Raw genomic sequence first — 21,336 nt, 5'->3', positions numbered from 1 at the left:
TGTCAGCATGAATGTATCTGTGGAACCGACTTCTACGGCCACCGTCAGCGATGAGGCCTTGCGCAAAGTCGAGGAATACATCGAACAGGAAGAGGGCGCTGCTAATCACCTGGGCGGCTGGCTGGGCATATTCCTGGCTACCGCGGCGGTCATCATGTCGTTGTTCCATATGTACGCCGCCTATGCCATCGTGCCGACGCAGACGTTGCGTCCCATCCACGTGGCATTCGTGATGTCCCTGTCCTTTCTGATGTTCCCCGTCAGCAAGCGATTTCGGCACCGCATCATGTGGTGGGACTGGATAGTGGCGTTGCTGGCGATCGCGGTGGCGGTATATCTGATCGTTGGCGGCGACGATTTTACTGATCGTAATACCAGTCCTAATCCGTGGGATGTCGTGTTTGGCGTGGCGTTGATCTTGATGGTGCTCGAGGGCATGCGCCGCACGATCGGATGGATATTGCCCTTTATCTCGATCTGCTTTCTGGCGTACGCGATACTTGGGGAATATCTACCGCCGCCATGGACGCACAGGGGTTATGGCATCGATCGTATTGTCGGTTTCATGTACATGACGCTGGAAGGTATATACGGCGTAGCGGTGGACGTGTCGTCGTCACTCATTATTCTGTTCACGATCTTTGGGGCGTTTCTGCAGCAATCGGGGGCGGGCAAGTTCTATATCGATTTTTCGTTCTCGGCTATGGGTGGCAAGCCCGCTGGCGCGGGGCGTACGGTGGTGTTGGCGTCATTCCTGCTGGGGGGGCCATCTGGCTCGGGCGTCGCCACGACCGTCACGCTAGGCACGGTGGCGTGGCCGATGCTCGCCAAAGTGGGTTACGAACGCAACGCCGCGGGGGGACTGCTGGCGGCGGGAGGCCTGGGCGCGATCATTTCGCCACCCGTCATGGGGGCCGCGGCCTTCATCATTGCCGAGTTTCTGAAGATCTCGTATCTGGATGTGCTGCTGATGGCGATCATCCCGACTTCTCTTTTTTATATTGCGCTATTCCTGATGGTCGAGATAGACGTACGCAAGTACGGCATGGGCAACGTGATCTTCCAGAAGGTAGACACGGTGTGGAATCTGACCAGGCATTACTGGTTTCATTTCCTGTCGCTGATATCTATCGTCGCATTCATGATGTGGGGATTTTCACCCGTCTTGTCGGTGTTCTGGGCCACGGTCGTGTCGTTCCTGACTAGCTTCTTGCGTCGCGACACGGCGATGATTTCTTATGACTTGTTTCGCGGCAAGGGCTCGATATCGAAGCATTTTTTCCAGTCGCCGTTGATCCAGGCGCTGAAAGCGGGATCGACGGGCATGTTGGGTGTGGGCACGACCTGCGCTGGCGCCGGCATTATTGTGGGCGTGGTGACGCTGACGGGCCTGGGCCTGAAATTCAGCAGCATCGTCATCGACTACGCGGGTGGCTCGCTGTTGCTGACCGCCATCTATACGGCGTTGGTCGTATGGGTGATCGGTCTGGCGGTCCCGGTAACGGCCTCGTACATTATCTGCGCCGTGATTGCCGCGCCCGCGCTGATCAAGTTGGACGTACCCGATTTCGCCGCACATATGTTCATTTTCTACTACGCGGTGCTCTCGGAAGTATCGCCGCCCACGGCATTGTCGCCGTTCGCGGCGTCGGCGATTACGGGCGGCGATCCCTACAAGACCACCATGCAGTGTTGGAAATACACGATACCGGCATTCCTGGTGCCGTTCATTTTTGTGCTTGAGCCCTCCGGTCAAGGGCTGCTGCTGATGGGGTCGACCGAGGCGCTCGCAGCAGCGAACTGGTGGTCGATCGCAGCAGTGACGGTAACAGCGGCCGCGGGCATTTTCTCGCTGGCCGTCGGCTTTCAGGGGTGGCTGCTGGTACGCGCCACGATGTTCGAGCGTGTTCTGTTCTGCATCGCCGGATTCGTGTTGGTGTATCCGGGTGGGGTAGCCGATCTGATTGGTTTTGGCCTAGTGCTGATTGCCCTGCTCTGCCACTGGTGGCGAGGTCGTACGTCGCCTCCGGCTGTGGTTTGACTTGGGTCTTCTCGTCCCAATCGTTCGCAGGCCCCGCGCCGAGCGCGGCTGATGTATTGGCGATCACTTGTCGGGTGGCGTAAGCCGGCGACGAGTCTCAACTGCGATCAATCACCTGTATAACCTTGCTTTTGTCGGTTGCGATAGACGCGAATTTTTTCCCGGTTTCCGCATAGCGTCGACGAGCACCAACGGCGATTTCCGGGTTTGGATCGATCATAAAAAATCCAGCTGCATTCGTCGGATGCACACATCTTCATACGATCCAGTCGATCTGTCACGGATAGCTGATAAAACTCAGCCAGGACGCGGCTCAAGCCCCCTGTGAGTGATCCGGACTGCAGGGTGATGGCACCTGCTTTCCCCATCGCTAACGTCATGGGGAAATGTGCCGCCGCCGCGTTGATCTGTGCGGCAATTGCCGCATCGGCTGCTCGTTCGGCTGGCGCAAGTTGCAAGAATGATCGCAACGCGTCGCGAAGTGCCAAGGCCCGCCCCAGGTCCTGTGCACTTAATGTCGCCTTCTTGGCTATGGCGCCTCGGTTTCTCAGCCAAGCCTGGAGCTTGGCCGCGCTGTCCAATTCGTCATCTGGGACGTGAACCTGCCCCCCTTCGACGTAGCGCCGAAGGTCGAGCGAGTTGACGAAATCGTAGAGCAGCGCGATATCGTCGGGGACGGAAAATTTTTCGGACAAATGCATTGTGACACTAGCATAGCACTTTTGCTGGTTGACTTCTATGACACCAGTAAATAGAATTTGCTCGTGTTTGTTGTTGGCCCCAGGCGCGTCGTTTGACGCGTTGTCGTTCAAACCCATTACCCGTGCAGAGGATTTCCCTTGATTCGATTTCCCGTCGTGCCCAAAGACCTGAGAAATCCGGCTGGCGGCGAGTGGCATTACCTTGATCTTGTCGAATTGGCATCGGGCATCCGGACGGGTGACATTTCACCGGTCGCCGTGACTCAAGCCCAGCTCGAACGCATCGCCGCGTTGGATGGTGCCCTGCACAGCTATGCGCTGGTCATGGCGGATTCCGCCATGGCGCAGGCCCGCCTCGCCGAAGCGGAGATCTCGGCAGGCCACTATCGCGGTCCGCTGCATGGTGTCCCTCTTGCCGTCAAAGATCTATTTTGGACCCAAGGGGTTCCGACTGCTGGCGGGATGGCAGTACATAAGGACTATCGACCGACGGAAGACGCCACCGTGGTTCGACGCTTGAAGGAGGCCGGTGCGGTGTTGCTGGGCAAATTGCAGATGACGGAGGGGGCTTATTCCGATCATCATCCTTCGATAATACCGCCCGTGAATCCATGGGGTGCACAGTACTGGCCGGGAGTTTCGTCCAGCGGACCCGGCGTCGCGACGGCGGCGGGCATGTGCTTTGGCGCGCTCGGTTCGGACACGGGCGGCTCGATCCGCTGGCCATGTGCGGCCACCGGCCTGACCGGGCTCAAGCCGACCTGGGGGCGCGTTAGCCGTCACGGGATGTTTGCACTTGCGCCCAGCCTGGACCACGTAGGGCCGATGACGCGCTGTGCGGCGGACGCCGCAGTGATCATGGCCGCGATAGCCGGGCCTGACCCAAGCGATCCGAGTAGCCGGGTTGATCCGGTATGCGATTACGTGGCTGATGCCCGACTAGGTGTAAAGGGTGTGCGTATCGGTATGGATGTTGCCTGGAACCGTGACGACGTCGATCCGGCAACGCAATCTGTGCTATCCGAAACTGTGGAAGTGTTTCGCAGACTCGGCGCCGAGATTGTTCAACTGCGGTTTCCTGATGTCACTGAGGCTGTGGCCGATTGGACTCCCCAATGCGCGGCGGAGGCAGCCGTGGTGCATGAGGCGACGTATCTAGCGCATAAGCAGGACTATGGGCCGATTTTGTCTTCTGTTGTCGAGGCTGGACGCGCTTTATCAGAGAGCGAATATCAGGCGATACAGCAACGGCGCAACGAATTCCGGCGTCGCGTGGCACGCCTGTTCTCGGGTGTTGAGCTGCTGCTTACCCCAGTTCAACCATTCCCGCCGTTGACGCTTGACGCGGTTCGCATTTTGGGAGAACAGCCCGACCTCATTGCGCAACTGCAGCGATTTACCTGCCCGTTCGATATGACGGGCAGCCCGACCATCACATTGCCGGGAGGCGTCAGCCAACAGGGTCTGCCGATTGCTTTTCAGCTTGTCGCCGCCGACTTGGGTGAATCAATGTTGCTTCGCGCAGGTGTGGCGTTTCAGGGCGCGACATCCTGGCATCGTCGCCATCCGGGTGGACTGACATGAGCCCGCCCTCATTTCGACATCGGGCCTTTCAAGGATGGTTCATCGTTGCGGCAGTGTTCGCGATTACCTTCGTCGGTTTCGGCAGTGCCTATACTTTCAGTGCCTTCGTCGAATCCCTGCAGAGGGAATTCAACGCTTCGAGGGGGGCGGTGTCGCTTGTCTTCTCATTGGCGGGATTCCTCTATTTCAGCTTGGGCGCTATCAGCGGTCCGCTTGCTGATCGTTGGGGCGCGCGTCGATTGGCGATTCTTGGCATGGCGTTGATTGCGCTGGGGCTGGTCTTGGCAGGCATGGCGCGTACGCTCGGCGAAGTTTATGCCGCGTATACCTTTGGGGTAGGGCTGGGGGTGGGTTGCGCCTACGTCCCCGCCGTGGGCGTCGTGCAGCGATGGTTCGTGCGGCGTCGCGGGCTGGCATCGGGCCTGGCGGTCAGCGGAATAGGGGTGGGAACATTGGTGATGCCGCCGGTGGCTTCGCTTCTGATCGATACACTAGGGTGGCGGCAGGCGTATTTCATCCTGGGAGGGCTGGCCGCGATGTTCGGCATAGGCGCGTCCCTGCTTATCAAGGATGATCCCTACACACAGGGGCTCGCGCCAGATGGTGACAGTCGGCATATGGACGCACCCACACCCAATCGTTCAGGGCTATCTGTCCGCGACGCGGTGAGGTCGCCGCAGTTTGTCGGCCTATATATCGCTTGCCTGATCAGTTCGTTCGGCGTTTTCGTGCCGTTCGTTCATCTCGTGCCTTATGCCCTGGATCATGGAATCGCGCAATCCGCGGCCGTGCTTCTGCTGGGTGCGATCGGCGCGGGCAGCACGGCAGGGCGTTTCTTCCTGGGGGGCATCGCCGATCGCATCGGGCGACAGCCATTTCTTCTGATCACATTTTCCGGCATGGCGCTCGCCCTGACGATCTGGGCCGTCGCGACCAACATCTGGACGCTTGCCGTGTTTGCGCTGCTGTTTGGCGTGTTCTATGGCGGGTGGGTGGCCATTCTTCCGGCTGTCATGGTGGACTATTTCGGCGGACGAAATGCCAGCGGCATCATCGGGATTCTCTACACCAGTGTGGCCGTTGGAACGCTAATCGGTCCCAGCGTTGCCGGATTCGCCTTTGACGTGAGCCATAGCTATACGATTCCTATCATTGCCAGCGTTGGCGCAAATGTTTGTGCGTTGATCATCGCGGCATTCGTGATGCGGATGCCGGTGACGGCCGTGGCTTGACTACGCATGTAGCAGATCTTCGATGCGTACCGGCAGATCGCGCACGCGCACGCCGGTGGCATGATAGACTGCATTGGTAATGGCGGCGGCGATGCCCGCCAGGCCGATTTCGCCGATACCGCGCGCGCCGACTTCATTCCAGATGTAGTCGGGATAGTCCAGGAAGTTCACGTCCAGCCGCGGCGCATCGGCATGGGTGGCGACGATGTAGTCGGCCAGATTGCTGTTTACCGGTGCCCCCGAGCGGCTGTCGTAGTGCGTTTGCTCCAGCATGGCCATTCCCACGCCCATGATGATGGCGCCTTCTATCTGGCTGCGGCCGGTGCGCGGGTTCAGAATGCGCCCGCCGTCGATCACCGTGACCACGCGCGACACCCTCAGCCGCGCGGTGGCCGCATGCCAGACGACTTCGACGAAATGCGCGCCATACGAGTTGATCGAATACTGCTTTTTTAGCGCCCGGCCGCTGCCGCCGTGGCCGTCGCCCGATACGTGGGACACGTTGGCCGCGGCTAACACCTCAACCAGCGGCACGCCCGCGTCAACGCTGTCATCGGCCGCGCGAATGCGGCCGGCTTGCACGGTCAGTTCCTTGGCCGATCTGCCGCGGTATGGGCCTTGCCCGCTCACCGCTAGCTGGCAGGCAGCCTGAACGGCGTTGCGGGTGGCCTCCAGCGCGGCGGGCGCAATGGACGCGGTGGCGGCCGACCCGCCCGACACCGGGCCCGCGGGCAGCTGTGTATCGCCCAGGCTGACCTGGATGCGGTCCAGCGCGATACCTGTTTCGGCACTGACTAACTGCGCCAAAATCGTGTAGGTGCCCGTGCCGATATCCTGCGTGGCGCACATCAAGTGAGCCGAGCCGTCCGCATGCAGAGAGACTCTGGCATCGGTGGGCATGCGCAGCCCTAGCCACGAGCACGCGGCGACGCCCCAGCCTAGCACCTCATCGCCCCGACGCATCTCGCCCACGCCTGGCAGGCGTTTTTGCCATCCGAATCGTTCGGCCCCTTGCTGCAGGCATTCGCGCAGGTGGCGCGACGAAAAGGGCAGTCCGTTGCCCTCGTCGTGCTCGGGCTCGTTGCGCAGGCGGAGCTCAACAGGATCGATCTGTAGTGCGATGGCCAATTCGTCCATGGCGGATTCCAACGCGTACATGCCGGGCACCGCGCCGGGGCCGCGCATGGACGTCGGTGCGCCGACATGGCGCCGCGGCATTGCCCAAGTCACTTTTAAATTCGGCGTGCTGTACATGCGTGGCGTGGCTTCGCCGCAGCGTTCGCGATATTTGTCCAGCATAGATACCTGGCTCAGGTAGTGGTGCTGCAGTGACATCAGTTTGCCATCCTGCGTGGCGCCCAGGAGCAGGCGTTGTCGGGTGTACGGACGGTGCCCCGCGCTGTGAAAGGTCATCGCGCGGCTGATCACCAGTTTCACGGGACGGCTCAGCAGGCGCGAGGCGACAGCTGCCAATAGCGAATGCGGCCAAATCCATAACTTGCCGCCGAAACCCGATCCTAAATAATGCGAGATGACGCGTACGTTCTCTTTGCCGGTCCCCAACATCTGGGCGGCGACATCACGATGATTGACCACGCCTTGCGAGGTCTCATACAGCGTATAGGCCTGCCCGTCATAAGTCGCTACGCAAGCGTGCAGCTCCATCGAGTTATGGGTTTCGACCGGCGTGGTGTAGACGGCGTCGATCGTCACCGGCGCACTGGCGTGAGCGGCCGCTGCGTCGCCCCGCTCGCTTTCAATATTGGGTGTGTCCTCGTCGGCTAGCGGCGAAACATCAGGCGTCTGGCTGTCATAGCTGACTTGTACCGCATGGGCCGCGGCCTGAGCCTGTTCGAACGTATCAGCCACGACAAGCGCCACATACTGGCCGTAGTAGCGGATGATGTTGTCGTCCAGCGGTGGTCGTGCTTCGTCAATCGAACCGCTGGCAGCGCGGTATAACGCAGGGCGATTGCCTTGGTGCAATACGATATGCACGCCGGGCATGGTTTCAGCAACCTCAGTCTCCAGCTGGGTGATGCGTCCATGGGCAATGGTGGCGCATACGGGTACCGCATGCAGCATATCAGGCAGCATGAAGTCCGCGGTATAGCGCGCCGTGCCGCTGACTTTTGCAGGACCGTCGATACGCGTATAGGGCTGGCCGATTGCGTCAGGATGGGCAAGCGGGGATTGGGCCATGGTGCGCTTCCTCTTATTGGGGCGGCAGCGTGGTGGACAGGGTGTGGACCAGACAGCGGCGCGCCAGTTCAATCTTGAAGCCGTTCTCGCTTTGTGCAATGGCGTCCTGCAATGCGGTTTGCGCGGCTTGCCGATAGAGCCCCGCGCTGGCGGCTTGGCCGATCAACACTTGTTCGGCGTGCGGGCAGTGCCAGGGCCGCGTACCGACTCCGCCCAGGGCAACGCCGGCCGATACGATATGGCCGTCGCGAGTCTGCAGCACCACTGCGGCCGACGCCAGTGCGAACTCGTATGAAGCTCGATCGCGCAATTTCGTATACAGGGAGCGTGTGCCGGGCGCTATGGGCGGCAGGCTCACATGGGTGATCAATTCACCCGTCCGCAGCACAGTCTCGCGATGGGGCGTATCGCCGGGTAGCAAGTAAAAGTCGCGCAGTGCGATGTCTCGGGCGCCGTCGCTGCCTTGCACATGCACCGTGGCATCCAATGCCATCAGCGCCACATTCATGTCCGACGGATTGCTGGCGATGCAATGCTCGCTAGTGCCCAGGATAGCCAGATTGCGGTTGTGGCCGCCAATGGCGTCGCAGCCGCTGCCGGGGTTGCGCTTGTTGCAGCGAGTGGCACGGTCACGAAAGTAAACACAGCGCGTGCGCTGCAACAGGTTGCCGCTGGTGGTGGCCATGTTGCGCAGTTGCGCCGATGCGCCGGCCAGCAGCGCCTGCGCCAGCACAGGATACTGTGCTGCGATGCGCTCATGGCGCGCCAGATCGGCATTGCGTACCAGTGCGCCAATGTGTGTGCGGCCGTCCGGCGAGACCTCGATTTGGTCCAGGCCCAGATGGTTGATATCGACGACGTGAGAGGGCGTTTCGATATCGAGCTTCATCAAGTCGACCAGGGTGGTGCCGCCAGCTAAAAATCGTACCTGTTCGTGGGGATCGGTCGGTGTGGCCAGACGTACTGCTTCTTCAAGCGTGGCGGCGCGTGCGTAGTGATAGGTTTGCATGCCTTTACCTTTTTCCGCGTACGTCCTGGATGGCGGCGATGATGTTGCCATAGGCGCCGCATCGGCAAATATTGCCGCTCATCAATTCGCGCACCTCGTCGTCGCTGTCGCCACAGGGTTCGTGCAGTAGGGCGGCCGCCGACATGATCTGGCCGGCGGTGCAGTAGCCGCACTGATAGCCGTCGTGCTCCACAAACGCGGCTTGCAGCGGGTGCAGGGCCTCGGGGCTGCCCAGCCCTTCGATGGTCGTGACGTCGCAGTCGTGCGCGGCCACGGCCAGCACCAGACATGCGTTGACACGCCGGCTGTCCACATGCACCGTACAGGCCCCACATTGACCGTGATCACAGCCCTTCTTGGTGCCAGTCAGGTGCAGGGTGTCGCGCAGCGTATCCAGCAACGTGGCACGGGGGTCCAGTGTCAGGACATGGCGGTGGCCGTTGACGCGTAGCGTAGTGGGTACGCCGCCGTCTGGCTTGGAGATCCTACAGGACGTATCTTCAGAAGGATGGGGCATGAACAGTTCCTGTCTGCAGAAAAAAATGGCCGGAAAAGTAGGTGAGAACGAAGACGGCAGCAAACGAAGCGAGCAGCAAACGCCATGCCCGCGGAGCTGGAGAGTGCTAGCGACGGTTGCCTGCGTGGTCCCCTTCTTGCCGGGCCTGTTTCAGGTCTTCGTCTGACAATAGGCGCGTATCCGGGTCGGCGGTGTCACCTTGTTGGGTATTGAAATGCAATTTTTCCATATAGGGCGTGGGCTTCTTGCGGCGATAGTCGGCAAATTCCTTGGCGTAGTAGGCACGCGCTTCGTCAACCGATTTGGCATTGGTGACGATATCGTGCATCAGGTTCAAGGCCAGGAAATTAGCTTGTTCATCATGGCAGCGGGCTGAGACTTCACCCACTGTCCGTTCGACGATAACGCTACCATCGAATTGTGCCAATGCCGTGAACTTATCAGGAGGGACGAGATAATCGATGAACGACTCGACCGAGTCGTTGTGGGGCGCCGGAAAATTGTGCGTATAAAAGGCCCTGGACGCCACGATACGCTTCCACGGTCCGGGTTTGAACCATGTCAGCTGAGTATCGGTGATTTCATCGGGATCGCCATACTGGTCAATGACCAGTTGGGCAGCCTCGCGCGATTCGCTGGGCCAACCTTCCGTGAGAGGGGATTGGGGGGTAGTCATGCGGCTCTCCTTGTTTCAATATGGATTGAACCGGCCTAAAGCCGGAGCCGCAGTGACCAGCAAATCTCGTTCCGCTGCGCTGATTACGTTCGCAACAACATCAGCACACCAACGGCCGCCAAGCCGTTAGCGCTGGATAGCAGCAGATCGAGGCGAAGACGAAATCAGTTGTTGGAAACCGGGCCCCCGGCGTACTTGGGACGCTGCGCGGCAGTCACGATAATCTCTACCAACAGCTCGGGTGCTGCCAACTTCGCTTCGCAGGTCGCTCTCGTAGGCATCGCGTTCGCGGGCAGCCACTCCTCCCAGACGGCGTTCATGCCAGCGAAGTCGCGCTCAATATCCTTCAGCCAGATCTGCGCGGACAACAGACGGGATTTGTCCGAACGGCCCTTGAGCAGATAGTCTTCGATTTTCTTCAGTACGTCGCGGGTTTGCTCGGCGATCCCTCCTGCCGCTGACGATGTGATGCCCGCCAAGTACACCGTATCACCGTGGATCACGACGCGGCTCATCCGCTGGTTGGAATCTTTGCGTTCAATATCTGTCATTTGATGTGCTCCTTGATTCGTGGCTTGCAGTATTTGCTCGCGGTCAGAGGTTTAAGTCTACATCTGGCTTTGAGGTTCGTCTCTGTCTTCGTTTCGTAGCTTGGCCTCGATTGCTCGGGATGCATCGGTCAGCACCTGCAGCTTTTCTCGAAGGAAGTTTCCGGACAATCGCTTCTTTAGCGCTGAGATACTCAGGCCGCCCACCGGGATGCCGTGCGGACCAAAAATGGGCAGTGCCAATGCGCGAATATCCTGAATCTCCAGGACTTCGTCGATGAAATACCCTTTTGTGCGTACGTGTTCGATGCGCTCCCACATGGTCTTCAAGTCAAACCCTGGGTAGTCGCGGGCGATGCGCTTGCTGTTGGCCAGATAAATGCGTTCGATCTCGTCGTCCTGCAGGCCACTGAGAAATGCAACGGCGCCGCCGCCGATGTTTAGCGGACGATGTCGGCCCACATCTAATACGAATGCCTTGATCGGATAGGCGCCTTCGGCACGCCCCGCGCAGACGCCATCGAATCCTGAGCGGATCGTCAGAAAAGCGGTGTCGCCCGTTGCGACGGCGATGTGTTCCAGAAAGGGTTGGCAAACGTCGCGCAAGTCAAAGGACATGGCAGCGGCCAAGCCCATCTCATAGGCCAACGATCCGAGATGATATTTCTTTGATTTCTCGTCCTGGCTGATGAGTCGTTCAGAGACAAGCGCCTGCAGAATTCTATGGGTCGTTGGTCGAGTCAGTCCTGACCGTTGATAGAGCTCGACCAACCTCAGGCCTTTGCGATTGTCCGCGGTGATCAGTTTGAGCAGCGTCGCGCAACGCTGCACCATCTGCGTGCCGCTACGACTTTCTTCAGCATTGGCGTTGTTATGCATGAACTCTCACGATGTGGACGGTTAGGGGTGGGTAAGTCCCGATTATCTGCGGATAATGGGGGTTAATTCAAATTCGTTGTGACAAATAGTCCACATTTAGGGAGATCGAACAGGTGACTGCTACCTTGGACACTGACACATCTCAGATTTCTGCTGTGGTCGGAATCGGCCACACTGACTGGGTGGAGGATTACCGGCGTGTACGTGCCGGCGAGAAGCCACATGATTCCTACGGGTATGCCGCGCTGGCATTCAAAAGGGCGCTGGAAGATGCAGGTCTGAGCCGCGACGATGTCGACGGCTTGATCGTAGGGCCGACGACGGCGTACGAACGGATGGGCGAAATATTGAATATCGATCCGCGCTGGGGAGGCCAGGCCGATGCGGTGCAAGCGGTATTTCAGGCCGTCATGGCGATCAAGTCCGGCATGGCGGAAGTCGTGGCGCTGGTGTATGGCAACGATCAGCGCTCGGCCGCTGTGCAATACGGCGGTCCCGAGGCAATGGGTGGCGGAGCATTCCTGTCATATGTCTATCACAGCCCCTGGGGGCTGACGTCACAAGGCGCGCTCTACGCATTGATGTTTCAGCGCTACAAGGCGTTGCACGGCGTCACGGACAAGGACCTCGGGCAGGTGGCAGTTGGCCAACGCCAATGGGCCAATATCAATCCCAACGCCATCATGCAGAACAAACCGTTGAGCATGGAGGATTATCTCGCGGTCAAGTACATCGCCGAACCGCTGCGTATGAACGACTATTGTTTGATAAACGATGGCGGCGTGGCGCTCATCATCATGGAAGCCAGCCGCGCGAAGCGTCTGTCGAACAAAGCGGTCAAAATCCATGGCCTGGGCCGCAGCGATTTGAATCATCATGCGACCAGTTTGGGTCCGCGGTTGGTCGACTTCTATCTGCCGGCGCAACAGCGCGCGGCGGAGCAGGTGTTTGCTGCCGCCGGTATTGGTCCCAAGGATATTGACGCGTTGATGGTGTACGACAGTTTCAGCCCGCATATTCTCTTTGCGTTAGAAGGGTTCGGTTATTGCCGTTGCGGCGAGGCGGGAAAATTCATCGCCGAGAATGGCATTGGCGTGGGCGGAAAGTTGCCAGTGAACACGCACGGCGGCCATCTGTCCGAGTCCTATATGCAGGGCTGGAGCCATCAGATTGAGGCGGTGCGCCAGGCGCGCGGCGGGCTGGGAAAACGACAGGTACCGGACTGTCGCTATGTGCAATACGTTTCGGATGTCGCCGGCAAGGCCATGTCCATCATCTATGGACGCTGAGGAGGACCACGACCATGAGCAAGACGCCCCGTCTGTATTCCCCGTACGATGCACCGATGTGGGAAAGCATTGCCGAAGGCAAGATGAAGCTGCAACGTTGCCCAGAGTCCGGAGAGTTCCGTTATCCGCCCGGCCCGATATGCCCGGTCAGCCTTAGCATGGACTATGCGTGGACGCCGATCTCGGGTAAAGCCAAGATCGTTTCCTGGACCGTGTTTCATCGTCAGTACTTGCCCGCCTACCCCGCACCTCATCTGGTGGTTGCCGTGCAATTGGAAGAGGGCCCCATCATGGTGTCTTACATGGATCATGCCGAGCTCGCGGACATCGCGCTGGATGCGCCGGTACGCATGATGTATGCGGAGCATCCCGATGGTTATCAGGTTCCGAAGTTCACGCTGGATCGATAGAAAAAAAGGGCGTGCGATGGTGTCGCACGCCTATCCGCCATGCGCGTCGATCAGGCTACGATCGGCAGTTTGCTCATCAACTCTCGCACCGAGGTCTGCTGCAACGCCAAGGCCGATGCAAAAAACGCATCGCCATGATCGGCGGCACCGGCATGGCTCAGGCAATCCCGCCATTTTTCACGAAGTTCTTCGTCATCCAATGGACAGTCGGCCGAGCCGCGCAGTGCTCGGATTTCTTTGTGCAATACGTCGCCTGATACAAGCGTCACCGCCAGTGTATTCCAGCGAGGGGTTTCAGGGCCGTCGTCTTCGGTGCAGCGGATCTTTTGCATCAGAGCCTGCGCGGCGGGTCGTTGCACGGCATCGTCGGTGAAGCTGGATAGGCGTACGTGACCATCCAGTAGCGCGGCAGCCATGGCGTACTGCATGCTGAATTTGCCTTCCAGACCTGTTTTCGGATGATCGTGGATCAACGGAACCGTTGCGCGCCGGTTCGCACGTACGTGGACGGCTGTCACGGCGTCGGCGTGCAGACCATGTGTGTCGCGCAGTGCAAGCATGCCGTCGATGGACCGATGGGCGGCGTAGCACATTGGGTATTTTTTGATTTCGATGCCGCTGCGTTCCAGCTCCAGCGTATCCACGCCCAAGCTGTCCATAGCCTCGTTCAAGTCTTCGCCATGGCCATACAGTGACGTAAAGCCCTCGGGGCCGTCCAGGGCATCAATGGCGCCGTCGACGTCTAGCTCTGCCAGGAGGGCTGCGCGTATGGCGCTGGCACCGCAATGTCCTGTCTGAAATGACTTGGCCATGGTACCGAAGTTGCCGCGCGTACCGGACGCCTGTGCGACAGCAAGACCGATGGCGTTGACGGTTTGTGCCTCGGATAAGCGCAACAGATGGCAGCACGCGACGGATGCGCCGATTGTGCCTAGCGTCGTGGTAGCGTGCCAACCTTTGGCATAGTGGTCGTGAACCATGGCGCGAGCCAGTCGTACCATCACTTCGAATCCCATGGCATACGCGCTCGCCAACTGAATGCCATCCAGGTCTCGGGCCTCTGCCAGTGCCACTAGGGGTGGTAGCAGCGCGATGCTGGGATGGCCCCGAAGCGGACTGTTGACGTCGTCATAGTCCAGTACGTGCCCGGCGACGCCGTTATACAAAGCGGCGTCTTCGGCGGACCTGGCCGCGCCCAGGCCCCAAGCTGTCGCAAACGACCTCGTGTCGCGACGCCCGCCGGTATAGCGCCGTATCGCCAGGGAGGCGGGCTCGCCGTGTCCCGCCAGGGCGATGCCCGCGGTGTCAATCAGCGCCCGGCCGACTTGGCGCCGTAGTTCCGCTTGTAGCACACGCGGATCAAAGACTCGCGAGAACCGGGCGATACGTTGCGAGGCGGTAAGTGCGGTAGGTTCAACCATGAGGGCTCCGCAGAGGAGGATTCTTCAGAAACAGTTCGCCGCGCGCCAGCAAGCGAGCGGTGCGTTCAATGGTGGCGGTAATGATGCGTGTCGTCGCACCATCTTGCTGTGCGGCGGCGTCGACGCTGATCGTCCCGCTCGGATGACCCAAGCGAATCGGACCGGTCTGGTCGGGCCGGACATGCTGTGCGGCCAATGTGCCGGGAATGCGACATGCCATGCCCACCGCGGCGGATACGGTGGCGGCCAATGCTTTGCTGGTCGCGGAGGTCGAGTACTGTCGGCAGATCAGGTCCACATCGTTGGCCTCGATCTGTTCTCCGGTCGTATAGGCCCGATAGGCACGAGGCGACTGTACCGCAACGAGCATCGGTGTCGATGGCGCGGCGCGACTGTACCAGTAGTCGGATAGTCCCGTGCGCACGGCTACGGCTTCGCGTACACGCTGCATGACGCCGCTCAATTGGGCATTGTTATCGATGTCGTCAGGCGTTTCGACACCCGTCATGCCCAGATCTTCCGCGCAGACAAGCACGATCAGATTGGGGCCATCCACGACCGAGACGTTCAGCGGGCCGTGGCCTGGAACCTCAATGCGGCTGGTTGCCTCTCCAAGCGGCAGCAGGGCGCCCGTGATGGCGCCTGTCGCCAGGTGAAAATCCAGATCTATCGCGGCGCCCGTGCCCGGTACCCCGCCGATCATCAAGGTTCCTGTTTCCAGCACGGCGCCGTCACGCAGCGGGACTTTGGCCACGATGATGCGTTTCGTGTTGACGTTGTGGATGCGTACGGTGGCCACATCACCATGCGCCTGGACATATCCTTCACGGACGGCATAAGCGGCGGCCGCGGCGGTCAGGTTGCCGCAATTGAGATTGAAATCGACCTCGGCGTGGCGGATTCCTACCTGTGCGAACAGGTAGTCGATATCCGCGTTTGGCACGGTCGGGGTACCCATGAGGGCCGCCTTGCTGGTCAACTTATCGCCGCCGCCCATGCCGTCTATCTGGCGAGGGTCCGGGCTGCCGAAGATCTCCAGCAGCATGGGTACGAGGGCCGTACGGTCTGCGGGAAAGCGATCGCTGGGCATGAAAACGCCTTTGCTGGTGCCGCCGCGAAACAGAGAGAACGGAATAGAAGTAGTGCTCGTGTTCATGGCTTACGCTGCCTCCGTCAAGATGGCGCGCAGACGGTCGTGGTGACCCGCCAGTTCGCGTGCGCGATCGGCGTTGAAGTTGTATAACGACGCGTTCAGCGCGTGTTCGCGATCGGTGGGTGATACGTTGGTCAGTTTGTGAGGGACACCCAGAGAAAGGAAGTGTGCCCGTACCGCCTGAGCGACTTGCTCGGGTGCGGCCGCGGTGGCGGGTAGTCCCAGGGCGACGCCCATCTGCTCGATAGCGTCGGGACACAGGTTCCCGAAATGCCGGATGGCGGGTGCGGTGAGCAGTGCCTGCGTCGCACCTTGGTCCAGTTGCGGTACGCGGTTAAAGAGGGCCGCGGCCAGCGCATAGACCGAACGGGCGATCCAGTGGGCATCGAACGGTCTGCCCCCATCGTCTTCGTCGCGATTTTGCAATAGTGCCGCGGCGCACATGTCCAGACGAGCTTGCGCATCTCCTGGGTCGAGCATGCGGTGTAACGCTGTTCGTGACAGGGTGTAGGCGTGCAGCCGTGACGACTGCACCAGGGGGTTAGCTTGGCGCAGAGCGCCGATGTTCATCAGCGCGCGCCAATAGACACCCAGTCCGGTGGATAGCGCCAGGCTTGTGGGCGCGGTTAACAGGGCATCTGAATCCCAGAAAATGGCCGATGGTCGGGTCTTGGGATCGAAAAACTCCAGACGCGGACCGCCGTCGTCGCGGCGCAGCGCGGCACCGCCGCGATGCTGTGCCGAGGTGGCCGCCGTCAGCACGTTGAAAACAGGGGGTTTGGGGCGCAATAGCCTGGGGCTATATGGCGGCTGACCGTCGACGTAGCGCGTCGCCAGCTCCATTAACGGTCTGTCTTCGCCCAGCGCCATGGCCACGACGCGCGTGGCCTTCAGCACACTGCCCGCGCCCACTGCCACGAGCAGGTCTGCGTGCCCCGAGCGGGCGACCGCCGCGGCTTGCTGTACATCTTCCAGCGGAGCATCTTTGCGTAGTTGCGTGTAGGCGCCGGCGTATCGATCACCCAATAGCGCTTGAATGCGCGACAACAACGGCGTGCGCGTGGCGACGCTATTGCCGCACAGCACGAAGACGTGGCGTGCGTTCAGTCGCGCCACTTCGCGCGGCAGGCTGGCGAGCGCGTTGTCTCCAGCGTGGATGCGGACGGCGGAAGATATGGCGAGGAACCGAGTCATGGCTGCCTCTCGTTCAGTTTGTCGGTAATCCGCCGCGCAGCAACTCTCGGGCGACCACCCAGCGATGTACCTCGCTGGGACCTTCCACGATGCGCATGACGCGGCACATGCGGGAGATGTACTCCAAGGGCAATTCCTTGGATACGCCCATGCCGCCAAAGAGTTGCATGGCGCGGTCGACGACGCGCGTGATCATTTCCGTGCCCTGTACTTTCACCATGGAGCCGTCCAGGCGCACGTCGGTGCGGTCCTGATCCATTTTCCAGGCCATCTGGTAGACGAGCAGACGCACCATTTCCAATTCTTGATAAGAGTCGGCGATCCACCACTGTACGGCTTGACGGTCCGCCAGCGGTGCGCCAAAGGTCTTTCGTGTGTTGGCCTGTTCGATCATCATCTGCAGACAGCGCGTGGCCAATCCCAGGCAGCGCGACGCAATTTCGAGTCGACGTACACCCAGGCGCTGCGACAGCGGTCCGAATCCACCACCCACCGCGCCCAGCACCTGGCTATCGTCCAACTCCACGTTGTTCAGCACGACTTCATAGGGATGATATTCACCGATCATCGGAAACGACGTGGGAACGCTGAGCCCGGGTGTGCCGTTGTCCACCAGGAATGCGGTAAAGGCGGAGCGCTTGTCGGCGGCAGGATCCGTCACGGCCATGACGATCATGAAATCCGCGCGGCGTGCGTTGCTGATCCACAGCTTTGTGCCGTTGAGCACCCATTTTCCGTTCTTGCGCTCGGCACGAGTCGTTATGGCGGCGGCGTCTGAGCCAGCACCAGGTTCAGAGAGCGCCAGACAGCTTTTCTTCTCGCCTCGCGAGTAGGGCAACAGATATCGGTCGATCTGATCGCCTTTGCACAGCTCCTTGAGCATGAAGAGGTTCGGGCTTTCTGGCGGTAGAACGAAAGGGACAATGCTGTGCTTCAGTTGCTCGACGACCAGGCATTTCGTCAGCATCCCCAAGTTCTGTCCGCCAAACTCTTCGGGTACGTCGATGCCCCACAGGCCGATTTCTTTGGCTTTGGCCTGCAGTGTGGCCTCGAGTTCAGGCGGGATGAGCGGCGTGTCGGTATAGCCGCGCTCGGCTTCGCGGCGGATGATCAGCGCCTCGTGCGGTATCAGTTCGTCAGTGGTGAAACGCGCCACAGTGTCGCGCACCATCCGCGAAGTTTCGGGTAATTCGAAATCCATATTCTCTCCTGATGACTCTGGGTCACCGGCCCTGGTAGGCGGGTTTCCGTTTTTCCTGAAAGGCACGGCGGCCTTCGATTCGATCTTCTGTGTCGCGTAGCAGTCCAAAGGCGAGGCGCTCGCTGTCCAGTGCGGCGGGCAGCGGCATGTCCTTGCCGCTGTACACCAGCCGCTTGATGGCGCGGACCGATAGGGGGGCGTTCTGGGCAATGCGCTGTGCAATCGTCAGGGCGGCCGGCAGCAACTCGTCGCGCGGCAGCACCTTGCTTACCAGACCAATGCGCAACGCTTCGTTCGCGTCCACGCGGTCGCCCGTCAGCAGCATCAGCATGGCATCGGATGTGCCTATCGCGCGCGGCAGCCGTTGCGTGCCTCCCGCGCCCGGGATGCTGCCAATCCGTACTTCGGATAGCGCGAACACGGCGTTCTCCGAGGCGAGTCGGATGTCGCACGCTAGCGCAATCTCCATGCCGCCACCCATGGCGTAGCCGTTGATGGCGCAGATCAGAGGCTTGTCGGTATTCAGCCCTTCCAGCAAGTGGTCGGAATGTGATCGCCCAAACGTCAGTTCGGCAAAACTTTCCTTGGGAGGCATGGTCTTCTTCAGATCAGAGCCTGTGCAGAAAGCCTTGTCGCCAGCGCCGGTCAATACTGCTACCCGAATGGCGTCGTCTTCGTTGATACGGATCCAGGCGGCATGCAATTCGGCGCGCATCTCCGGGTCAATACTGTTCATCGCTTCCGGGCGATTCAGTGTCAGGGTGGCGACGTGGTCAACCACCGTAATGTTCAAGGGCATGTCTTCTCCTATCTCTGATTCGGCGATAGCTCAGGACAGAACACCGTCCGCGTACAAGACTGCTATCTCTGTGTCGTCCAGTCCGAGCAGGTCGTGGCAGACTTCGTCGGTATGCTGTCCCAGCAGTGGCGCCGGGGATGTGGGTTCGGATTGCGCGCCCGAAAACCGATAGGGCGCGGAGTTGTAGGTGCTAGGGCCCATTTCGGGATGGTTCATCGTGACCCAATGCCCGCGTTGCTTCAGTTGCGGGTCGATCATCACATCGCGGGCGTCGTAAACGGGACCCGCAGCGACGCCCGCGTTTTGCAGCGTTGTGGCTAGCTGCATCATGTCGTACGACGACGTGACGGCGGATAAAGCGGCATCGATGGCCTCGCGTTGATTCAGGCGATCCTCGACGTCATTCCACTCTGGATAATCCTGCATGCCGAGGACATGAGTGAGTGTCTGCCATTGCGCGTCGTCACTGATCTCAATGGTGATCCAACGATCTTTGCCTGCGCACGGATAGACGCCACTGGGAGCGCGGCCGGGGTGGGCATTGCCACGGCGGCCGTCGATACTGTCGTTCACCAGGAAATTCATGAGACTGGGACCCACCATGGCCAGTGTGGACTCCATCTGTGCCAGGTCAATGAACTGGCCCTGACCGGTGCGGCGCTGGTGGCGCAGTGCCGCCAAAATGGCGAATGCTCCATGTCCGGGATTGGGGATATGGTCCGGGTAGTTGGTGCCCGTACCCGCAGGTTGACGGTCGGGCAGGCCTGTCATGTGTTGCAGGCCGGTCAACGCAGCAATCGTCAGGCCATAGCCCAAGTCGTTTTTCGCAGGGCCCGCGGCGCCTTGCATGGACATCGCGGCAAAGATCAGGCGCGGTGCGAGTGCCTTCAACGTGTCGTAGCCCAGACCGAGTTTTTCCATGACGCCTGGCGTGAAGTTATTGGTGACCAAATGGGCATCGACGATCAGACGCTTGGCCAACTCCAGCCCTCGTACGGTCTTCAGGTTTAACGTGACGCTGCGTTTGCTGGAATTGCGATCCGCGAAGTAGCCGCTGCGATTGACACCGGGCTTGCCGTCCTTGAACGGTTTGGTGACGCGCAGCGTGTCCAGCCTTTGCGAACTTTCGATCTTGATAACGTCTGCACCGAGGTCGGCCAGAATCTTGGTGGTATATGAGCCTGCGCCAATCCATGAAAAATCGATGACACGTACGTTCGACAGCAGTTTTTTCATCGTACGACTCCTTGCTGTCTCATGGCTTCTTGCTCTGTGTCGGTGTAGCCGACCCAGCTCAGGATCTCCCGAGTATGTTCACCTAGCTGCGGCGCGTGACGACGCAACTGCCAGGGTGTGGCCGATAGTCGGTAGGGTGCACCGGGCATGTGCAGTGTGGTTCCATGGGCATCCTGGGTATCGACGAAATAGCGGCGGAATTCGCGTTGGGGATCGCCGGCAATGTCCCGTGTGTCGCAGATCGGCGCCAATGGAATGCGGCGCGTACGTCCCTTGGCATGCAGCGCCCGCTTGGTGAGTTTGCGGACAAAGGGAGTGAAGACCTCGCCAAAAAGGTGCTTGGCTTCGTCGCTTGCCAGGAATTCCTGGTTGTTCCAGCGCTCCTCGCGGAACTGTTCGGCGCCGATGACGCCTTCCTCGATTAACCAGTCCGTGGTGGTTTTCCAAAATCGGTTACTGCCGATGCCGCCCGCCATCAGATAGATGTAGCCATCCTCACATTCGAAGACGCCGGTGCCCGCCAGGCGCTGCGTGCCGGCGTTGCGCTGGCGGATGGTGCCTTCCAGATCATAGAACTGCACCGCGTTCTCCATGCCCATGACCACGCATTCCTGCATGGAGACATCGACATGTTGTCCCGAGCCGCTGACCTCGGCATCGTAGACAGCCGCCAAGGACGCAACGGCGGCGAACAGATTGGCCGCACCCACGGCCTGCTCGCCGCAGGCCACCATCGGTGCGGTGTCGGGATAGCCCGCCAAGTACAGCATGCCGCCCATCCCCATGGCCGTGAGATCGGTCGCCAGCCAATGCGCGAACGGACCGGATTGTCCAAACGCCGTAATGCTGGTCAGCGTCAGTGCGGGATTGGCGCGGCGCAGCTGAGCAAAATCCAGTCCCCGGTCCGCCATTTTGCCAGGCTGCTCGCTTTCTAGAATCAGCGAGCAGCGCTCGGCCAATCGGTGGAACACTTGCGTGCCAATGTCGCTTTCCAGATCCAGCGCGATACTCTCTTTGTTGGTGTTCTGATACTGGAATGTGAGACTGGCATCCGAATCGTCGCGGCCCGCGATCCGAGGTTCTACATGCCGTGACGGTGATCCTATCAGTGGCTCGATCAGGATGACTCGGGCCCCGAGATCAGCAAACAGTTTGCCGCAGTAGTTTCCCAAAGGGCCGGCCACGTCCAATACCGTGATGCCGGCCAGTGCCATGACTTCTGGCGTTGACGTCATATACGTAAG

19 protein-coding genes are annotated in these 21,336 nt (G+C 60.2%); 5 read left to right on the top strand and 14 right to left on the bottom strand.

The genetic code is table 11. The features are described 5' to 3' along the window. Positions 1–7: 7 nt before the first annotated feature. Positions 8–2,041: a TRAP transporter permease gene (locus ACNAZS_RS18680; protein ID WP_415791999.1), complete on the top strand. Its 2,034-nt coding sequence runs from the start codon at positions 8–10 to the stop codon at positions 2,039–2,041. Positions 2,042–2,148: 107 nt separating this feature from the next. Here ACNAZS_RS18680 and ACNAZS_RS18675 read toward each other — a convergent pair whose 3' ends face one another. Continuing rightward, positions 2,149–2,853 (bottom strand): CGNR zinc finger domain-containing protein, encoded by a 705-nt coding sequence (locus tag ACNAZS_RS18675; RefSeq protein ID WP_415791998.1) that lies wholly within the window; start codon positions 2,851–2,853, stop codon positions 2,149–2,151. Between the two features lie 27 nt (positions 2,854–2,880). Between ACNAZS_RS18675 and ACNAZS_RS18670 the strand changes: the two genes are divergently transcribed. Then, positions 2,881–4,326 carry an amidase gene (locus tag ACNAZS_RS18670; protein ID WP_415791997.1) on the top strand — a complete coding sequence of 482 codons (1,446 nt, stop codon included), beginning with the start codon at positions 2,881–2,883 and terminating at the stop codon, positions 4,324–4,326. Beyond that, positions 4,323–5,558 (top strand): MFS transporter, encoded by a 1,236-nt coding sequence (locus ACNAZS_RS18665; RefSeq protein ID WP_415791996.1) that lies wholly within the window; start codon positions 4,323–4,325, stop codon positions 5,556–5,558. The genes ACNAZS_RS18670 and ACNAZS_RS18665 overlap by 4 nt, the downstream gene beginning before the upstream one ends. Here the strand turns inward: ACNAZS_RS18665 and ACNAZS_RS18660 are convergent, their stop codons facing one another. From ACNAZS_RS18660 to ACNAZS_RS18635, 6 genes are all read right to left on the bottom strand, one after another. Further along, positions 5,559–7,760 carry a xanthine dehydrogenase family protein molybdopterin-binding subunit gene (locus ACNAZS_RS18660; RefSeq protein WP_415791995.1) on the bottom strand — a complete coding sequence of 734 codons (2,202 nt, stop codon included), beginning with the start codon at positions 7,758–7,760 and terminating at the stop codon, positions 5,559–5,561. Positions 7,761–7,773: 13 nt separating this feature from the next. After that, a complete protein-coding gene (locus tag ACNAZS_RS18655; protein WP_415791994.1) occupies positions 7,774–8,769 on the bottom strand; it encodes an FAD binding domain-containing protein in 996 nt (331 codons plus the stop codon). Positions 8,770–8,773: 4 nt separating this feature from the next. Next, positions 8,774–9,286, bottom strand: a complete 513-nt coding sequence (locus ACNAZS_RS18650; protein WP_415791993.1) for a (2Fe-2S)-binding protein — start codon at positions 9,284–9,286, stop codon at positions 8,774–8,776. A gap of 106 nt (positions 9,287–9,392) precedes the next feature. Further along, entirely contained in the window at positions 9,393–9,962 is a 570-nt protein-coding gene (locus tag ACNAZS_RS18645; protein ID WP_415791992.1) for a hypothetical protein, read from the bottom strand. Positions 9,963–10,126: 164 nt separating this feature from the next. Then, positions 10,127–10,513 (bottom strand): RidA family protein, encoded by a 387-nt coding sequence (locus ACNAZS_RS18640; protein WP_415791991.1) that lies wholly within the window; start codon positions 10,511–10,513, stop codon positions 10,127–10,129. Between the two features lie 57 nt (positions 10,514–10,570). Continuing rightward, positions 10,571–11,389 (bottom strand): IclR family transcriptional regulator, encoded by an 819-nt coding sequence (locus ACNAZS_RS18635; RefSeq protein ID WP_415791990.1) that lies wholly within the window; start codon positions 11,387–11,389, stop codon positions 10,571–10,573. Positions 11,390–11,502: 113 nt separating this feature from the next. On the opposite strand from ACNAZS_RS18635, the gene ACNAZS_RS18630 reads away from it, so the two are divergent. Continuing rightward, positions 11,503–12,678, top strand: coding sequence for a thiolase family protein (locus ACNAZS_RS18630; protein ID WP_415791989.1), 1,176 nt, complete (start codon positions 11,503–11,505; stop codon positions 12,676–12,678). A 14-nt stretch (positions 12,679–12,692) separates the two neighbouring features. Further along, the gene (locus ACNAZS_RS18625) at positions 12,693–13,088 is read left to right on the top strand and encodes a Zn-ribbon domain-containing OB-fold protein (protein ID WP_415791988.1); all 396 of its coding nucleotides are present in this window, start codon (positions 12,693–12,695) and stop codon (positions 13,086–13,088) included. 50 nt (positions 13,089–13,138) lie between these two features. Here the strand turns inward: ACNAZS_RS18625 and ACNAZS_RS18620 are convergent, their stop codons facing one another. From ACNAZS_RS18620 to ACNAZS_RS18590, 7 genes are read right to left on the bottom strand one after another with little or no spacing between them, the layout of a single operon-like run. Beyond that, positions 13,139–14,509, bottom strand: a complete 1,371-nt coding sequence (locus ACNAZS_RS18620) for an MmgE/PrpD family protein (RefSeq protein WP_415791987.1) — start codon at positions 14,507–14,509, stop codon at positions 13,139–13,141. Beyond that, the gene (locus tag ACNAZS_RS18615) at positions 14,502–15,665 is read right to left on the bottom strand and encodes a PrpF domain-containing protein (protein WP_415791986.1); all 1,164 of its coding nucleotides are present in this window, start codon (positions 15,663–15,665) and stop codon (positions 14,502–14,504) included. Before ACNAZS_RS18615 ends, ACNAZS_RS18620 begins: the two co-directional genes overlap by 8 nt. 3 nt (positions 15,666–15,668) lie before the next feature. Further along, entirely contained in the window at positions 15,669–16,856 is a 1,188-nt protein-coding gene (locus tag ACNAZS_RS18610; protein ID WP_415791985.1) for an iron-containing alcohol dehydrogenase, read from the bottom strand. A 13-nt stretch (positions 16,857–16,869) separates the two neighbouring features. Then, complete coding sequence (locus ACNAZS_RS18605) at positions 16,870–18,057, bottom strand: acyl-CoA dehydrogenase family protein (RefSeq protein WP_415791984.1); 1,188 nt, start codon at positions 18,055–18,057, stop codon at positions 16,870–16,872. A gap of 22 nt (positions 18,058–18,079) precedes the next feature. Next, positions 18,080–18,856, bottom strand: coding sequence for an enoyl-CoA hydratase/isomerase family protein (locus ACNAZS_RS18600; RefSeq protein WP_415791983.1), 777 nt, complete (start codon positions 18,854–18,856; stop codon positions 18,080–18,082). A 30-nt stretch (positions 18,857–18,886) separates the two neighbouring features. Then, positions 18,887–20,092, bottom strand: a complete 1,206-nt coding sequence (locus tag ACNAZS_RS18595) for a CaiB/BaiF CoA transferase family protein (protein WP_415791982.1) — start codon at positions 20,090–20,092, stop codon at positions 18,887–18,889. Continuing rightward, positions 20,089–21,327, bottom strand: a complete 1,239-nt coding sequence (locus ACNAZS_RS18590; RefSeq protein ID WP_415791981.1) for a CaiB/BaiF CoA transferase family protein — start codon at positions 21,325–21,327, stop codon at positions 20,089–20,091. Before ACNAZS_RS18590 ends, ACNAZS_RS18595 begins: the two co-directional genes overlap by 4 nt. Positions 21,328–21,336: the final 9 nt, after the last annotated feature.

This window comes from Bordetella tumulicola, assembly GCF_965138755.1.
Classification (GTDB): Bacteria; Pseudomonadota; Gammaproteobacteria; order Burkholderiales; family Burkholderiaceae_B; genus Bordetella_A; species Bordetella_A tumulicola.
The sequence above is the reverse complement of the archived record's forward strand: the minus strand, read 5'-3'. Positions and strand labels throughout refer to the sequence as shown.

Bases quoted from the DNA above. Each gene is read 5' to 3' on its own strand.
- ACNAZS_RS18680 (WP_415791999.1), top strand. From the start codon at position 8: ATGAATGTATCTGTGGAACCGACTTCTACGGCCACCGTCAGCGATGAG.
- ACNAZS_RS18665 (WP_415791996.1), top strand. From the start codon at position 4,323: ATGAGCCCGCCCTCATTTCGACATCGGGCCTTTCAAGGATGGTTCATC.
- ACNAZS_RS18660 (WP_415791995.1), bottom strand. From the start codon at position 7,760: ATGGCCCAATCCCCGCTTGCCCATCCTGACGCAATCGGCCAGCCCTAT.
- ACNAZS_RS18655 (WP_415791994.1), bottom strand. From the start codon at position 8,769: ATGCAAACCTATCACTACGCACGCGCCGCCACGCTTGAAGAAGCAGTA.
- ACNAZS_RS18650 (WP_415791993.1), bottom strand. From the start codon at position 9,286: ATGCCCCATCCTTCTGAAGATACGTCCTGTAGGATCTCCAAGCCAGAC.
- ACNAZS_RS18645 (WP_415791992.1), bottom strand. From the start codon at position 9,962: ATGACTACCCCCCAATCCCCTCTCACGGAAGGTTGGCCCAGCGAATCG.
- ACNAZS_RS18640 (WP_415791991.1), bottom strand. From the start codon at position 10,513: ATGACAGATATTGAACGCAAAGATTCCAACCAGCGGATGAGCCGCGTC.
- ACNAZS_RS18635 (WP_415791990.1), bottom strand. From the start codon at position 11,389: ATGCATAACAACGCCAATGCTGAAGAAAGTCGTAGCGGCACGCAGATG.
- ACNAZS_RS18625 (WP_415791988.1), top strand. From the start codon at position 12,693: ATGAGCAAGACGCCCCGTCTGTATTCCCCGTACGATGCACCGATGTGG.
- ACNAZS_RS18620 (WP_415791987.1), bottom strand. From the start codon at position 14,509: ATGGTTGAACCTACCGCACTTACCGCCTCGCAACGTATCGCCCGGTTC.
- ACNAZS_RS18615 (WP_415791986.1), bottom strand. From the start codon at position 15,665: ATGAACACGAGCACTACTTCTATTCCGTTCTCTCTGTTTCGCGGCGGC.
- ACNAZS_RS18610 (WP_415791985.1), bottom strand. From the start codon at position 16,856: ATGACTCGGTTCCTCGCCATATCTTCCGCCGTCCGCATCCACGCTGGA.
- ACNAZS_RS18605 (WP_415791984.1), bottom strand. From the start codon at position 18,057: ATGGATTTCGAATTACCCGAAACTTCGCGGATGGTGCGCGACACTGTG.
- ACNAZS_RS18600 (WP_415791983.1), bottom strand. From the start codon at position 18,856: ATGCCCTTGAACATTACGGTGGTTGACCACGTCGCCACCCTGACACTG.
- ACNAZS_RS18595 (WP_415791982.1), bottom strand. From the start codon at position 20,092: ATGAAAAAACTGCTGTCGAACGTACGTGTCATCGATTTTTCATGGATT.
- ACNAZS_RS18590 (WP_415791981.1), bottom strand. From the start codon at position 21,327: ATGACGTCAACGCCAGAAGTCATGGCACTGGCCGGCATCACGGTATTG.